At 44.9% G+C, this 15,261-nt stretch carries 14 protein-coding genes, 1 tRNA gene and 1 pseudogene; 9 read left to right on the forward strand and 7 right to left on the reverse strand.

The window, feature by feature from the left end; genetic code table 11:
- On the forward strand, positions 1-189 hold a 189-nt coding region (locus tag KQI64_RS09955; protein WP_301282435.1), incomplete at its 5' end, for a M15 family metallopeptidase.
- 57 nt (positions 190-246) lie between these two features.
- On the opposite strand, the gene KQI64_RS09960 is transcribed toward KQI64_RS09955, so the two are convergent.
- A complete protein-coding gene (locus KQI64_RS09960) occupies positions 247-1,038 on the reverse strand; it encodes a response regulator (RefSeq protein WP_092970515.1) in 792 nt (263 codons plus the stop codon).
- On the reverse strand, positions 1,019-2,893 hold the full coding sequence (locus KQI64_RS09965) for a sensor histidine kinase (protein WP_216524606.1): 1,875 nt from the start codon (positions 2,891-2,893) through the stop codon (positions 1,019-1,021). Before KQI64_RS09965 ends, KQI64_RS09960 begins: the two co-directional genes overlap by 20 nt.
- A 399-nt stretch (positions 2,894-3,292) precedes the next feature.
- Here KQI64_RS09965 and KQI64_RS10495 point away from each other — a divergent pair, with 399 nt between their 5' ends.
- Entirely contained in the window at positions 3,293-5,017 is a 1,725-nt protein-coding gene (locus tag KQI64_RS10495; protein WP_253289266.1) for a hypothetical protein, read from the forward strand.
- Between the two features lie 308 nt (positions 5,018-5,325).
- On the opposite strand, the pseudogene KQI64_RS10800 reads toward KQI64_RS10495, so the two are convergent.
- Positions 5,326-5,562, reverse strand: a pseudogene (locus KQI64_RS10800) (hypothetical protein); the annotation flags it as partial.
- Positions 5,563-6,322: 760 nt separating this feature from the next.
- Here KQI64_RS10800 and KQI64_RS09975 point away from each other — a divergent pair.
- Complete coding sequence (locus tag KQI64_RS09975; protein ID WP_216524608.1) at positions 6,323-7,963, forward strand: hypothetical protein; 1,641 nt, start codon at positions 6,323-6,325, stop codon at positions 7,961-7,963.
- Between the two features lie 193 nt (positions 7,964-8,156).
- On the opposite strand, the gene KQI64_RS09980 is transcribed toward KQI64_RS09975, so the two are convergent.
- Together KQI64_RS09980 and KQI64_RS09985 are read right to left on the reverse strand one after the other, a co-directional pair.
- Positions 8,157-8,504: a hypothetical protein gene (locus KQI64_RS09980; protein WP_216524609.1), complete on the reverse strand. Its 348-nt coding sequence runs from the start codon at positions 8,502-8,504 to the stop codon at positions 8,157-8,159.
- 28 nt (positions 8,505-8,532) lie between these two features.
- Complete coding sequence (locus KQI64_RS09985) at positions 8,533-9,522, reverse strand: DNA/RNA non-specific endonuclease (protein ID WP_216524610.1); 990 nt, start codon at positions 9,520-9,522, stop codon at positions 8,533-8,535.
- A 137-nt stretch (positions 9,523-9,659) separates the two neighbouring features.
- Here KQI64_RS09985 and KQI64_RS09990 point away from each other — a divergent pair, with 137 nt between their 5' ends.
- Both KQI64_RS09990 and KQI64_RS09995 read left to right on the forward strand, forming a co-directional pair.
- Positions 9,660-9,974, forward strand: coding sequence for a helix-turn-helix domain-containing protein (locus KQI64_RS09990; RefSeq protein WP_216524611.1), 315 nt, complete (start codon positions 9,660-9,662; stop codon positions 9,972-9,974).
- Between the two features lie 150 nt (positions 9,975-10,124).
- Positions 10,125-10,451 (forward strand): helix-turn-helix domain-containing protein, encoded by a 327-nt coding sequence (locus tag KQI64_RS09995; RefSeq protein WP_216524612.1) that lies wholly within the window; start codon positions 10,125-10,127, stop codon positions 10,449-10,451.
- A gap of 158 nt (positions 10,452-10,609) precedes the next feature.
- Here the strand turns inward: KQI64_RS09995 and KQI64_RS10000 are convergent, their stop codons facing one another.
- Positions 10,610-10,828, reverse strand: a complete 219-nt coding sequence (locus KQI64_RS10000; protein ID WP_253289268.1) for a helix-turn-helix domain-containing protein — start codon at positions 10,826-10,828, stop codon at positions 10,610-10,612.
- A 210-nt stretch (positions 10,829-11,038) separates the two neighbouring features.
- Here KQI64_RS10000 and KQI64_RS10005 point away from each other — a divergent pair, with 210 nt between their 5' ends.
- The 3 genes from KQI64_RS10005 to KQI64_RS10015 all read left to right on the forward strand — a co-directional run bounded on the left by KQI64_RS10005 (position 11,039) and on the right by KQI64_RS10015 (position 12,799).
- On the forward strand, positions 11,039-11,347 hold the full coding sequence (locus KQI64_RS10005; protein WP_216524614.1) for a hypothetical protein: 309 nt from the start codon (positions 11,039-11,041) through the stop codon (positions 11,345-11,347).
- Positions 11,348-11,395: 48 nt separating this feature from the next.
- Positions 11,396-12,043 (forward strand): hypothetical protein, encoded by a 648-nt coding sequence (locus KQI64_RS10010; RefSeq protein ID WP_216524615.1) that lies wholly within the window; start codon positions 11,396-11,398, stop codon positions 12,041-12,043.
- 84 nt (positions 12,044-12,127) lie between these two features.
- Positions 12,128-12,799 carry a hypothetical protein gene (locus KQI64_RS10015; RefSeq protein ID WP_216524616.1) on the forward strand — a complete coding sequence of 224 codons (672 nt, stop codon included), beginning with the start codon at positions 12,128-12,130 and terminating at the stop codon, positions 12,797-12,799.
- A gap of 594 nt (positions 12,800-13,393) precedes the next feature.
- Here KQI64_RS10015 and KQI64_RS10020 read toward each other — a convergent pair.
- A tRNA-Arg gene (locus KQI64_RS10020) sits at positions 13,394-13,470 on the reverse strand.
- A gap of 418 nt (positions 13,471-13,888) precedes the next feature.
- Here KQI64_RS10020 and KQI64_RS10025 point away from each other — a divergent pair.
- Positions 13,889-15,196, forward strand: a complete 1,308-nt coding sequence (locus KQI64_RS10025; protein ID WP_253289271.1) for a CHAP domain-containing protein — start codon at positions 13,889-13,891, stop codon at positions 15,194-15,196.
- Positions 15,197-15,261: the final 65 nt, after the last annotated feature.

Here is a 15,261-nt window from a genome sequence, read left to right on the forward strand (position 1 = left end):
GTTTCGCACCCGGATTACAAAGGCATCACGGAACAGCAGTACGAAAACCGTATGATGTTGCAGCGCGCGATGGTCCGCAACGGTTTTGAGCCGATCGACTGTGAATGGTGGCACTTCACATTAAAAGACGAGCCATACCCCGATACATATTTCGAGTTTCCCGTTTCGGCTAAGTATTTGAGAAGATAAAAGCACCGCCCTGTTGAGTAATTTCGGCAGGGCGGCGTTGTGTTTGTTATGAAAAATTCAATAATCCGAATAGTTGTCGTATAAGAAGTCAGCCCAATAATACTGGCTCATATACTCGTTTTGATACGCGTTGACCGCGCCCGCGTCGAGCTCCTTGAAGCGGTAATAGTCGCAGTCGAGCGTATCGGGATTCACGGCAAGTGAGTTGAAGCCCTTGCTGACCGTCGCCTCTACTCCGGCGGCTTTCAGGCTTTTCATCATGGATGCGATCAGCTGCTGCACATAATTCTGCTGCTTTTTATCATACGGCTCATCCTCAAAAAGCACCGCGGCGATCTCCTTGGTCGTGCAGGCACTGCCCTGTTTATGCACCAGATACGCGAAGATCTCCTTGCTCCTGCTGCGCTCAAAGCGCATACGCTCGCCCCCGGGCAGGAATACGTCGAAGTTGCCGAAGCACTGCACGCGCAAAAGCGCGTTGCTTTTCGGTTCGATCGGAAAGCGCAGGTCGGAAAGCTCCTGCTCCACCTCCTCGGCGGTGACGGGCTTCATGATATAGCCGCTTGCGTGCAGCTTCATCGCCTCTCCGGCATATTCCGAAAATCCGGTGACAAAAATGATGTTCATCGTGGGATTGACCTCTTTGAGCTTCTTGGCAAGCTCCACGCCGTTCATCCCGCGCATATGGATATCCAGAAACGCAACGTCACAACCGTTTTGTTTGGCGTCCTCCAGCAAATCTGCCTGCTTGCGGAATGCTGTGACTTCAGCGTCGGACTTTGCTTCGCGGACCGCCGCTTCCAGCATTTTCAGAGCCAAAGGCTCGTCGTCAAGACATAGTATTCTCATCAGGTTGTCCCTCCTTTGGCAATACCACGATCGCTGTGGTGCCCTTGCCGATAACACTTGTGATTTTTACTTCGCCTCCGCACATATCGCGCAGGCGCTTTTTTGTGTTTTCCATACCGACGTGTGAACGACCGTCATCCTTTTGTTCGTTGACGTCGAAGCCTACGCCGTCGTCTTCGATAACGACCTCATATGCGGTTTCGGTTTCCCGTGTGGAGATTTTGACCGTACCGCCGTCCTCTTTCATGCCTACGCCGTGCTTGACGGCATTTTCGACCAGCGGCTGAATACTCAGCAGCGGCAGCACAAAATCGGTTGCCTGTATGTCGTATTCTATATTAAGAAGATCGTCGAATCGCAGCTTTTCAATATACAAATACTTTTTCAAATGCTCCAGCTCCTGTGTGAACGGCACGGGGGCTGTTTGTTTTAGCGAGTCCATATTGCCGCGCAGATATTTGGCGAAGGTGATCGTCGCCTGTTTGGCGGTCTTGGGATCAAGCTCGCACATCATCGCGATGGACGTCAACGCGTTATACATAAAATGAGGACGGATCTGCGACGTCATGACGGCGACCTTCGCCTCGTACAGCTCCTTTTGCATCTGTTGATAGCGGATGGCTTCCAAGTACTGTTTTCTCAAATCAAGCACCATCCGCGTGATTTGATACAGCATTGTTAAGGAGAGTCCGAAATAGTAGAAATGGATATCGGTAAATTGCAGGAAATAATTGAACACGTCAAGAATAATGGAAAGCGTCAGCGGAGTCCATGCGATCAGCATAAAGATCGCCTGACTGTTTTGTCCCGACTCAATAAACAGCAATAGCGTCATGATGACGATCCCGATCATTGTACAGATATTCACTGCGTTGTAGCTTGAGAACAGATCCGTCACAGCGGCAAAGTGAAGGATAACAGTCGCTATGACAACCAGCGTATAAACAGTTATTGTAATATTGGCGATCAGGCGCGTGACTTTGTTGATCAGATTCGATTTTAAATAACACAGAACGGAGATCATAAAAATTCTGACCATCAGGATGTCGACCGCCATACAGACCGTCGGATCGGTTATCCATAGATTGAGATAAACGCTGACACGATTTCCTATCATAAAAAGACCCCAGAAGAAGCATACCGCGCCGAAAGCAAGATATCTGTAATTCAGCTTACCGAGAATGAAGCCGGCGATCGGAAAAAGAAAGATCCCGAAAAAACTAATCAGCAATGATAAAAGGATCATCGGCAGCGCTTCAAAGAAAAACCGTAAATAAGCTCCGTTGCCATGACTCAGCGTTACCTCAAAGCAATCGGAAAACCGCAGCGGCCGAGAATACGGATCGATCACCTCAAGCGTGAATTCGGTATTCTCGGTAATTCCTTCATCTATCGCGAGCGATGTAAACATCACCTGAGTTTGATAGCCGGGAGTGTCAGGCATCCGCAGAGCGAACGGTATGGTTTTTTCGGCAGTCTGTATCAGATCCTCGGTATATGACTCGTCCGCCGGAAGGTAACTGTGTTTTAAATATTCCGTACCATCCTCTGATCTCAGCGTAAACCATACGTTTTTGGTTGATGCGCTCAGCTCTTCATAATAGAGCAGATGTTTTTTTGTCATGGTCCCTCTGAAAACGATCTTGTGAAATGATTCGTCGATTGGTTTATCAGGGTTAATCGCTTTCCACTCACCGTCATCGACCGAATACTCACCCTGTAAAAACATAGACGGAGTATCTATGAATTCTTTTTTCAAAAAGAGATTTGCGCAAATAACAACAAGACCGATAAACAGCAAAAAAACCGCGCCTATTATTCCTGCCGTCCACAATTTACTTGTTTTATCTTTCATTTTATCCCTGCTTCACCGGTTCTTTTCTCCTATTATAGCGTCAAATCCACTAATTGAAAAGACTATTTAAAAAAAGTTTTAAAAAGTGCTGAGATTTGTAAGAGGTTTGTCAGAGGTGACCTGTTATACTGTAATCACAGTCAAGGGAAACACAAAAGACAGCCCGAAAAAAGATTTTCAAAAAATTTGAAAAACACAAAAATCTGTAAGAGGTTTGTCACAGGTGACCTGATATACTGTAGTCACAGTCAAGGGAAACACAAAGACAGCCCGAAAAAAGATTTTCAAAAAGTTTTGAAAAACACAAAAATCTGTAAGAGGTTTGTCACAGGTGACCTGATATACTGAAATCACAGTTAAGGGAACAACCCAAAATCAAAACAAAAAGGAGAAATCACAATGAAAAACTTATTCAATCTCAAAACCAAAACCGTCAACAATAACACAACCAATACAACTACTACAGAAGGAGTGAAAACAATGAAAAAGACAAGAAAAATCAAGACAAAAATCATCGCAGGTATCCTTTCCGCAGTTACCGTTTTCTCGGTAGGCACAATGGCGATCGGCTCGGCTTCGGCGGCAGTTCCTCCGGCAATGATGGGAACCGTTCTCAAATATGTGGAAGGCAAGACCTTCGGCTACGCTAAGGACAGCGTGATGAAGCTGGCGGGACCCGAGCTTGCTAAGATGGATTTAGGACCCATCCTCAACATGGTTCTCGGCATCGAGGAAGAAGGAACCTCCAACGACGACATCATCGACAAGATCGACAAGAGCACCGCTGAGATCAAAGCGGAGATCAACAAGGTCATGGACGAGGTCAAGGAGCTTTCCACCCAGACCGCTACCTACCACACCCAGCAGATGAACCAGCTCAAAGCCATCAACAGCAACATCGACACCAAGGACTTCCGCGTTCAGGCGGACACCGTAGCAGCAGACTTTGCCCACGCTTTCAAGCGTATCGACGAGAACAAGGAAAATATCACCTGTAACGGCAAGATCAACAACACCACCTACAAGGCATACAAAGAGATCCTCGCGGATCCTAAGTGCAACGTCAGCTCAATGCAGGCAAACTTTGACGAGATGCTCCGTTACCTCAAGGGTCAGCGCACCTCCAACAACAACGAAAACGGCTATCGCCAGCTCACCAACTATCTGATGGACAGAGTCGTCGCGGCAGACCTCGGCGAACACAGCTTCACCAAGACTCCCGACTACTACGGCGCAGTTGACAGCATCAACGCTGAAATTCGTATCATGGAAGAACAAGTCCTGATGGATTACGCTATTATCAACGCACTCAACGCCATGCAGTTCAGAGTGAAAGAATACGAAATTGACAACGGCATCATCACCGTCAACGAGGACGAATCTCCCTACGCGAGATTTGAGAACACCGCCGCCAACCTGCACAGCAGCATGGTCGATATCGACAACATTTTCAAGACCGTACTGAAAGAAAACGGCTCTATCCCGAGCAAGTATGTTGTCGCCGACCTGTATGTCTTAGACGGCAACCAGAGCATCAAGAAGGGCTGCACCTCCTTCATCGACGCTTGGTCACAGGGCATCGACAGCGGCAAGAACTTCAACGTCGTCGTTCTCAAAAAAGGTCAGTATCTGACCGCAGACGCAAAGAAGGGCTTTAAGTTTGACGAAAACGTCAAGGGTCTGAACGACAAGGGCGGCTTTGAGATCCCCGAAGGCAGAAAAGTTTACATCAATATGTACTGCAAGAGCAACGGCTTCGACTGCTCCGCAAAGAAGGATCTGGATCTGTTCACCCTCCGCAACGGCGCAAGTCTTGAACTCCAGAGCGCGAAGCTTTGCGGCGACAACCGCAAGTTCGTGATCCCTGACAACGCGAACAACACCACCTTGAAGACAAAATATGTGGAATTCAACGGCGCTTCCTACTACGGCACCGACGCCAATCCCTGTATCGAAATCTCCAAGAAAGCAAATAACACCAACATCAACCTTAACTGGACTGAATTCAACAGCGAATACTCCAGCCGTATCAAGAACGACGGCAAAAACACCAAGATCAACGAATGGTACGTAACCCGCTCCTGGGAAAAAGAGGAGCGCGGCGGCGAGTACTGGGGAACCTGATGACAGGTCGTAATCAAAAACAGCATAACTAAAGTGGTTCTGAGTCGATTTGACACGAACAGCGAAAGGTAAAAGACCGGGCAGCCCGAAAGGGATGTCCGGTTCTTTGCTGAATAGATTGAGCGACTGTTCCGCTGAGGACGGATCTGTGACGTCATCACGCTGACCTTAGCCTCATACAGCTCCTTCTGCATCTGTTGGTAACGGATAGCCTCTTTATACTGCAGTCTGAGATCTCCTATCAGCCGTACTATCTGATATGCCATGGTGACAGCCAGTCCGTAGTTGAAGAAGAGCGAGCCGGGAAGATCGGTGAATTGGTTGATGATGTCGATCACAAGCGAAATCATCAGGGGGCTCCACGATATCAGGAAGACCAGCGCTTTGCGGTTGCCCCGTGTTTCAATGCTGAGCAAAACTATAAAGATGAGCGACAGAATGATAAAGCCCGCGACAGCAGCGGTCAATACCTTGCCGCCCAGAATACGGCTTATTCTAGTTTTCATTTTCATCAACCTTTGTCGTGTTGTTTTTTTATTAAACATATAGGTTTGAGAAAAAAAGTTATAAAGATCATAAAATTAAAAAAAGCAAAGATTTGCAAAGAAGTTGCAAAGGTCGGGCTGATATACTTTAGTCACAGTCAAGGGAAACACAAAGTTTCCCGGGACGAATGAAAGAAAAAGTTAAGAAAAAATAAAACTTTTTCAAAAATCACAGATATTTGCAAAGAAGTTGCAAATATCAACCTGATATACTAAAGTCACAGTCAAGGGAAAAGCCGAGGCGCAAAGCCCTCGGATAACGACCACCGAAAGGAGAAATCACAATGAAAAACACACTTAAATCTATCCGCAACGGAATCTTAGCAAATTACCTTCCGACAGATCCGCTTGAACTTATAGCTTTCTTAGCCAGAAACCTAATTTTATTTATCGGAACCATTTTTGTTATCAAATTGATTTTTTAAGAAATCATATAATAAATATTTTTTCAAACTATTTGAAAACCGCAAAGATTTGCAAAGAAGTTGCAAAGGTCGGTTTGCTATACTTTAGTCACAGTCAAGGGAAACACAAAGCTTCCCGGGACGACTGAAAGAAAAAGTTAAGAAAAATTAAAACTTTTTCAAAAATCACAGATATTTGCAAAGAAGTTGCAAAGATCAACCTGATATACTAAAGTCACAATAAAAAAACAAAACCGAAAGGAGATACCAAAATGAAAACCACAAAAACCACAACCACCAACACACTAAACACAAACACAACAAATAATAAAACAAATTCAAAAGGAGTGAACAACATGAAAAAAACAAAAAGATTCAAGACCAGATTGATCGCAGGCATTCTTTCCGCAATTACAGTATTTTCAGTAGGCACCATGGCTATCGGCTCCGCTTCCGCATTTGCGATCCCGGGAATCGCCGAAACCGTACTGAGCACCACCTTCGGCTACGCTAAGGACGAGGTAATGAAGTTAGCAGGCCCCGAGCTCTCCAAGATGGGACTTTCTCCTATTTTGAACAAGGTTCTCGGAATCGAAGATGACGGTCCATCCAATCAGGACGTGCTCGACAAGATCGACAAGAGCACCGAAGAGATCAAGGCGGAGATCAACAAGGTTCTCGACGAGGTCAAGGAGCTCTCAACCCAGACAGCCAACTACCACACCCTCCAGATGAACCAGCTCAAAGCCATCAACAGCAACATCGACACCAAAGATTTCAGAGTACAGGCTGACACCGTAGCGGCAGATTTCGCACACGCTCTCAAGCGCATCGACGAAAACAAGGCGAACATCACCTGCGACGGCAACGACAAGATCAACAACACCACCTACAAGGCTTACAAGGAAATTTTGTCAGACCCCAAGTGCAACGTCAGCTCCATGCAGGCAAACTTTGACGAAATGCTCCGCTTCCTCAAGGGTCAGCGCACATCCAACAACAACGAGAACGGCTACCGCCAGCTCACCAACTATCTGATGGACAGAGTAGTCGCGGCGGACACCGGCAAGCACAGCTACAAAGAAACTCCCGACTACTACGGCGCAGTTGACAGCATCAACGCTGAGATCCGCGTGATGGAAGAGCAGGTCCTGATGGATTACGCCATCATCAACGCACTCAACGCCATGCAGTTTAGAGTTAAAGAGTACGAGATCGACAACGGTATCCTCACCGTCAACGAGGACGAATCCCCCTACGCAAAGTTTGAAAACACCGCAACCAACCTGCACAACAGCATGGTTGACATCGACAAGATCTTCAAGACCGTACTGAAAGAAAACGGCTCTATCCCGAGCAAGTATGTTGTCGCCGACCTGTATGTCTTAGACGGCAACAAGACCATCAAGAAGGGCTGCACCTCCTTCATCGACGCTTGGTCACAGGGCATCGACAGCGGCAAGAACTTCAACATCGTCGTTCTCAAGATGGGTCAGTATGTAAAGGCAGATGCAAAGAAGGGCTTCAAGCTTGATAACAATGTAAAGGGCTTGAACAACAAGGGCGGCTTTGAGATTCCCGCAGGCAGAGTTATATACATCGACATGGGTACCAGTGCGCATAACGGCTTTGACTGCTCCGCAAAGAGTGATATGGATCTGTTCACCATCAACAACGGCGCCAGCCTCGAACTCGTTCGTGCAAGGGTTTACGGCGACAACCGCAAGATCGTGATCCCGGACAACGCGAACAACACCTCTCTGACGACAAAATATGTAGATTTCGACGGTATCTCTATTTACTACAACAAAGCTAATCCCTGCATCTCCATCTCCAAGAAAGCCAATAACACCAGCCTCGATTTTTGCTGGACTAACTTCAACGGCGAATGCACCAGCCGTATCCAGAACGACGGCAAAAACACCAAAATCTTCGAATGGTATGTAAAGCGCAGCTGGGAAAAAGAGGTTCGCGGCGACGAGTACTGGGGAACCTGATTATCGGACAAACGATATCCACAATAGAATAAAAACCAATAATATTAAAAACCGTCCTGCCAATTCTCGGCAGGACGGTGCAGTCTGTCGAAAAAGCCCAGCTTTCGCTGAGCTTTTTCGACAGACTGAATCATTATAATATAATGATAAAGATAGCTCAATTCAAATATAGTATAAATTTAGAGTGGATAATTCAGAAACGATTTTTTAACATATCAGAAAGATTTAGCAGATCTTCCTCATCGTCGTATGTGACGATACGGTTTATTCCAAAAATATTTGCAAGATGTATGTATTCTTGATTCCAGTTAGACATACAAGCTACTATATAGGGCTGTGGAACAATATGCTTTATTATTTCAGTAAGCGTCGTTTCGTTATCATTTGATTGAATTGTTGTTGAAAAATCAACAATTACAATCTGAGGAAACGGATATAGTTTTGGACAGCTAAATGAGCTGATTGTTAGATTGTTGTTTTTAATTGATTTTAAGGTATTAATCAGTTTTTTATTTGTTATGTCGAGTAAAAGGGTATTCATATATTGTCACACTCCAATTCTTTATTATTTACGGATTGCATTTGCCGCAAGGTGAGTATCCCATGCTGATTACCTCATCGCGGCTTCCCGTGAATAGTTCCTTATTCTTTTCCTTCATCTTATTAACTGAATCACAGTCAGGGTAGTGAAACTTCTTCGTGTTAGTGTTAAGAACGTAGGTTGTATTCGGTTCTTCATTTGAAATTACGGTAATTTCTTCTGATTCGGGTGTAGAAACAACCTCGTTTGTACCGTCGGCATAGTTGATCTTGATTTGTGGTTGCACGTTATAGCAGAAAACATTGAAGCAAATACCCTCGCCGTCGTCCTCGACAGAATAGCTTTCCATAAGAACGCCAGTTGCAACAAGGTTGTTCCCCTCAAAAACAGGAGTTATCCGATACATAACGTGTTGGTTTGTATTTTCAATGTAGTTGCGAACACGGTTTTCAAATGGAAGCATACCCTTTACATTCATATATCGTGTCCCGGTTATTAGGTTTTTGGGGTTGGCGTTTTCACCTGATAATTCAAACGCAATCAAATGGCAGCGGTTATAAAGGTATTTGTCCTCAATAATATCGTCGTATCTCACTGTGTGCCAACCTGTGGGCTTTATCATTCCGATCTCGCCGCGTTCCTCTGTCGGTAGGCTGTCTGTCCCTAAACAAGCGAATGCGACGCCGCAGCGCCCTAATGAATCTAATTCGCTGAATTCCTTGAATGTATCCGTAGTTAGCTCGTCTGCTTTGAAAAAAGGCTGATTGTCGTTTATCTCATAATAAGGGTTTCCCGAATAACTCGGAATTTCCGATAGATCAAATGGCTGATTGTTTGAAGCGTTGGTTGTTGGCTGAGTTTGCTCGGTGGTGGACAAATTGTCCACTGCGACACTTGTTGTTGAACTGCTCTGCTCAAAAGCAATAGGTTCCTTGTTGCTGTCGCTGCGACAAAACAAAGCAAGAATGCCGATTATGCAAAGGGCAACAACGATTACTTTATTGTTTTGCTTATTCATAGAATCTCCTGCCTATTGAATATAGGTGGTATACTATTATTATAGCAAAATACTTCTCATTTGAATAGTATTCATTTACATCTAAAATGTATTATGCTACTCAATTTAAGGGTAAAATAGTTACAGGATAGAGGTAAATGATTATGGATGCTACTGAAAGAATCAAAGAATTACTCAAACAACGCGGTTGGACTGCATACAAACTGTCCAAGCAATCAGGTCTGGCAGAATCAACCGTCAATAATATTTTGAAACGTAACACTGTTCCGTCTGTTACGACATTGGAATCCATCTGTGGAGGGTTTGGTATGACAATGGCTCAGTTTTTCGCGGAAGGCGAGCTGATCGAAGTCACACCAGATGTCAGCGAATTGGTACGCTATTATTCTGTTCTATCCGTTGAACAGAAAGAGGTTGCAAGAGAACTTCTCAAAAAAATGAATCAGAAATAGCCCGAAACCGTGATGTGAAAGCATTGCGGTTTATTTTTCTTCACTAATACCATTATATATCGTAACGCCGATAAATTCAATATTACACGATTAAATATTTTCGTTTTGGAGATTATAATTGAATTATCCCACGATGAAAGGAGCGTTACGATGGCTGAAAAAGACTTTAGCGCGATTGCTATCGGCAAGAGAATAACCGAGTGCAGGAAAATGTTAGGTTTAACGCAGGAAGAATTGGCAGAAAAAGGAGATATGACGACTCAGTTTGTGTCTTATGCAGAATCCGGAAAGCGTGTGATTCGTTCCGAGAATCTTTTGAAGCTGTCAAAAGCGTTAGAAGTGAGTGCAGATTTCCTTCTCACAGGAGAAATCGTTGACAAAGATATGTTTATCATGTCTGAAAAGCTGTCAAAGTTATCTTCCAAGCAATTCAAGTTTATCGAATCTATCGTTGACAAGTGCAATGAATTGTTTTGAACAATAAATATAATTCCAAAGTAGAATTAAACGCCGTATTGCAGAATTGCAGCACGGCGTTTTCTTATGCATATTTCTGACAAACTTGAAAAACGGCAAAGAGGACACACAATCAATCCTCTTTGCCGTTTCTTTTCGAGTGGACAATTTGTCCACTTTTATTTTTCGTCCTCGTCGGGGACGTATTCTAAAATATCACCGGGCTGAGAATGCGTCAGCCTGCAAATGGTATCTAACGTTGCCCATGAAACCATCTGGTTGTTGCGGAGCTTTTGGAGCATATTTTCTATGATTAGCTTTTCTTTTCTGATCGTATAGGTACTGTACCCACTGTCCTTTAGCAACTGAATGACATCTACCTTGTATCTGAGCGCCATAATCATATCCTCCTGTCCTTCTATTTTAATCCTCATTATATCATATCTATACACTAAAAACAAGAGTATGAAATAAATTTGTTTATAAATATACTCTTGTTTCTAATGTACAATATACACTAAAAATAAGAGTATATTTGTATAGTATGCGTATTGATATACTCTTAATATAAGAGTATAATGTAAATAATGAAAGAGGAGGTTGTCACTATGCCTAAACAGTTAATGTATGTAAACCACGAAACGAATGAGGTGATGACGGGGAGAGAAGCAAGAAAGCGATACAGAAAACGTTATGCTGCCGATCCAAAGCTCAAATACTTTGACGTAAGCTATTACGCTCAAGACGACGTTTCCACGGAGACGATTCAGGGGATAGCCTGTCAGAGAAAAGGAAAGGTCTATACCTTTACTGTTCCCGGTTGGGACGAATGCAGCATTTACGGGTTAAGGGATACCAAGCGCGTCATTCACGGTCGCCTTGACCCTGCTGTCAGAAATACATTGGGTATTGATTAACTGAGAAAAGGCTGTGCTATCGGCAGGACGGGCAGAAAGGATATGATTATGGAATTCACAAGCATTCCGCTCAAAGGCACCGAATATCTTTATACCTACCACAACAGTCAGCAGATTTCCGGTCAGACAGGCTTGGTCGGCTATCTCAGAGCCGACTTTGGCTCAAGCGACTACGGGTTCTTCAATACTTGGAACGAGTTTCGAGCCGACTACAACACGGACGAGTTCAAGGCTGAGTTCTATGCGGTGATTGATTATTTCCGCGAAAAGGGCAGATTTCTCCACAAGCGGCGCGATATGGAGAACTTCTGTTATGAGGTGAGCAATACTTTCGAGTATTCCAACGGCAGGGAGTACGGCGTGAGGGTGGATACCGAGCATTACGCCTTCCTGATGCGCCTGAATCCGTATAAAGGCGAGTATAACCTGTATTGCTATTGCTACAGAAAAGATTGGTTAGACAGCCATCTGGAGCGCGCTAAGAAGGGTATCCGCTTCATAGATTCCGGTTATAATGACCTGTTCATTCTTCCTGACGGTGGCACCATTCAAATTAGCTATCTGAATGATAAGCCGGAGCAGCGTGTTTGCCGATATATTGACCCGTATCACGTCGAAATCGGCAACAATCTCTATCATATCTGCGAATTTGCGGAAAGAATGGAAAATATCGGGGCTACATACAAGCCCGTATAAGAAGTTTGAATCTTCTGTCGGGGAGTTAAGTGGACAATTTGTCCACTTGCTCCCGCGACAGAGAAGATGAAAGGAGCATATATAATGGACAATAATCATTTTCACCCGATTGCCGGACAGATCTATCAAAATCATAACGGCATAAAGTATTTGTGTTTGGAAAGCGAGGGTTTCAGCAACGTCGGTCTGTTCATCAGCGTGTCAAGCGGCTATGTTCTGCTGGCTCATGGCTGTAAACGGAATGATGACAGCACAATCTATTGGAATTGCTCGGAAGATAAGGGGTTCCATGATGTGCATAAGTTCTCAGAACTTTATGGATATGATTCGACCGGCAAGAGTATCGTTCCGCAAGATGATGATACACCGTCTACATGGGCAGAAGTCATAAAGATTGAGTTTGAAGGAGTACGCGCTGAGTTGGAAAGTTTGTTGTACTATGATACGAAACAAAGATGTTTCATTGAAAATATTAACCCAATAACTTTCGACCAAATTATGGAATCTGCGGAAATGGATGCGTTTGAGCAATACACCGAGGACGAAAGGTTCCCTGAATGGAATGAAGAAGCAGAGTATTTGTTTCGGACAGAGTACCTAAACAAAATCAAGTCACTGGCAGAAGAGTGGGAAGCGGGTATAATGCACCACGCAAAACTCGTTGACGAATACGAAAAAGGAAGTCATGCATTTGGTGATGAAACCGCAACGGAATATTTCACAGACTATTTCAACCGCTTTTGGGGCAGAGGATAGGCGCGAAAAAGGGACAGTGGACAATTTGTCCACCATCCCGGCAAGATTCTTTCTTCTGTTGGAAATTGTAATCGGATTGTAATTATATTCGACATAATTCGATTGACAATTATCGGCAACCAATATATAATTAGGTTTGGTATGGTTTATGTAAAAGAAAAGACAGCCCACGTCTACCAAACTAAGCTGTCATTTCCAACTTATTAAACTGTGCCATAAAACTGAATAGGATCACTGTATCTGGTACTCAACCGTCAAATAAGAGTTACGCGATGACCTCTGACTTTTAAGCCAGTCCTGTTACCAGCAGGAAAGCGACCAACACACAGTTGTTATTCTCGGGGAATAACCTTTTGTACGGAGTAAGAGCCTGATCCACTCTGCAAGATTGGAAATCTGTGTGAACTTCCGTTCTTGTTTAGTAACTACATCGGCAACTCACTCTCATGTTGGGAAACATCAAGAGGATAGTGCGTGTAACACCGTTTACATGACGTTGTTGAATGGGGTAAAGATACGACTAACCCATAATCCAATGATAATTGGATTGGCTAAAGCAGTTATTGAGCCAATGAACTGCTTTAACCTTTCCTTTGGCGCGCCGGAAGGGACTCGAACCCCCGACCTTCTGATTCGTAGTCAGACACTCTATCCAGCTGAGCTACCGGCGCAGATGGTTCTTTTGAACCGCAAGATATATATTACCATACTTTCCGAAAAAAAGCAAGCCTTTTTTTGAGGAATATTTTTTTCATCAAAAAGCACAGAATTTTTTATCCCTTTTATTAAATACTGCGCCTTGTTTTTGCTTCATATCTATATTATAATTAAGTTTGGAGAGTGCAAAATCCCAACAATTTGCGCTGGTTACAAGCCGACCACTACATCTTGTGAATGTTGCCCATATTTTGGGGTGCGTTTTTGTGTAATCTCGTGGTAAATAAGGTTTGATTTTTGCGGAAAAATATGTTAGAATAGATAACGGTAACGAAATTGTAATCGTATAGTCGCTTACCTTAACAATACATCGAAATCTATTATTCTTAATGGATTTTCCTTGCATAAAGAAAGGGTGTTACTTTGACTAAGATGCTAATCAGAAGGGTACCTGCGGTTGTCCTCACGGTCGCGATCCTGTTTACAACCGTATTCGCGCTTTCGATCTCCGCGAGCGCTCTCACATTTACAATGCGCGATTCAATGCCTTCTACCGACAACGAATTCTACTACAGCGATAAAAATCCGTTCTATCCTGCGGGCTACGGTCTTCCGAACTGTACAGCCTACGCGTACGGCAGAATTTATGAGATCACCGGCAAGAAGCCCAACCTTTCCACCGGCAACGCCGAGGACTGGTACGGCTACAACATGAGCAACGGCTTTTACAGCTACGGACAGACTCCCAGACTCGGCGCAATCGCATGCTGGTCCTACAACGGCGGCGGCGGTCACGTAGCGGTGGTTGAGTACATCAATACCTCCACAGGTGAGATGACCCTCTCAAACTCCGCATGGAGCGCGAGATACGGCTCATGCGCGCCATTCTATCTCACTTACGCCAACGTAAATGATTCCAATCCCGGCGGCAGCCCATGGTGGAACTTCCAGGGCTACATCTACGCTGTGGATTCTGCTGAGGTTGTTGTAAATCCCGGCGGCAACAGCGGCAACAACCCCGTTGTTATCGGCGGTGGCGACGACAATACCGATTCTCCCTCTTTAGGCAAGAACTACGAGAAGGGCGTATATCAGGTATCTGTTGACGATTATCTCACAATGAGAACCGGCGCTGGCACACGCTACAGCTTCGTAACAAAGGTTCCCGACGGCGCAAAGCTCAAGGTTACCGCCGTTAAGAAGAACCAAGACCTCACCTGGGGCGAGACAAGCTATGACGGCTGGGACGGCTGGGTAGCTCTCAATTACTGCAAGTACACCGGCGGTCTTGATACATGGAAGGACGACGTCGTTATTCCTACCGAGGCTCCCACAGAGGCTCCGACAACAGCGGCGCCCGCTACCGTAGTTCCCACAACTGCTGCTCCCACAACTATCCCCGAGGTTCCCACAGAGGCTCCGACGACAGCGGCTCCTACAACCGTTGCTCCCACAACAGCGGCGCCCACAACGATCCCCGAGGTTCCCACGGAAGCCCTCACAGTCCCCAAGGAGACTGAGCCTGATTATTCAAAGGGTATAGGCACAGGCGATATCAACGCAGACGGCGTAATCGACATTGTAGACGCGACTATGATTCAGAAGGCAGCCGCAGGTCTCGGCAACTTCACTTCAAAGCAGCTCAAATGGTGCGATTTCGACTTTGACGGAAAAATCACCATCTCCGATGCAACCCTCGTTCAGAAGATTGCTATCGGCATCTACAACTATTATCTTTAATACATAAAGGGCGGTGCAAACCGCCTTTTTTGTTTGCCCAAAACGGCAAAAAGAGAGAAGCCCAT

The organism is Lachnoclostridium sp. MSJ-17, assembly GCF_018918205.1.
In the GTDB taxonomy this organism is placed as follows: Bacteria; Bacillota; Clostridia; order Oscillospirales; family Acutalibacteraceae; genus Ruminococcoides.

Coding starts and splice junctions, on each gene's coding strand:
- KQI64_RS09960 (WP_092970515.1), bottom strand. CDS start 1,038: ATGAGAATACTATGTCTTGACGACGAGCCTTTGGCTCTGAAAATGCTG.
- KQI64_RS09965 (WP_216524606.1), bottom strand. CDS start 2,893: ATGAAAGATAAAACAAGTAAATTGTGGACGGCAGGAATAATAGGCGCG.
- KQI64_RS10495 (WP_253289266.1), top strand. CDS start 3,293: ATGAAAAACTTATTCAATCTCAAAACCAAAACCGTCAACAATAACACA.
- KQI64_RS09975 (WP_216524608.1), top strand. CDS start 6,323: ATGAAAAAAACAAAAAGATTCAAGACCAGATTGATCGCAGGCATTCTT.
- KQI64_RS09980 (WP_216524609.1), bottom strand. CDS start 8,504: ATGAATACCCTTTTACTCGACATAACAAATAAAAAACTGATTAATACC.
- KQI64_RS09985 (WP_216524610.1), bottom strand. CDS start 9,522: ATGAATAAGCAAAACAATAAAGTAATCGTTGTTGCCCTTTGCATAATC.
- KQI64_RS09990 (WP_216524611.1), top strand. CDS start 9,660: ATGATTATGGATGCTACTGAAAGAATCAAAGAATTACTCAAACAACGC.
- KQI64_RS09995 (WP_216524612.1), top strand. CDS start 10,125: ATGGCTGAAAAAGACTTTAGCGCGATTGCTATCGGCAAGAGAATAACC.
- KQI64_RS10000 (WP_253289268.1), bottom strand. CDS start 10,828: ATGGCGCTCAGATACAAGGTAGATGTCATTCAGTTGCTAAAGGACAGT.
- KQI64_RS10005 (WP_216524614.1), top strand. CDS start 11,039: ATGCCTAAACAGTTAATGTATGTAAACCACGAAACGAATGAGGTGATG.
- KQI64_RS10010 (WP_216524615.1), top strand. CDS start 11,396: ATGGAATTCACAAGCATTCCGCTCAAAGGCACCGAATATCTTTATACC.
- KQI64_RS10015 (WP_216524616.1), top strand. CDS start 12,128: ATGGACAATAATCATTTTCACCCGATTGCCGGACAGATCTATCAAAAT.
- KQI64_RS10025 (WP_253289271.1), top strand. CDS start 13,889: ATGCTAATCAGAAGGGTACCTGCGGTTGTCCTCACGGTCGCGATCCTG.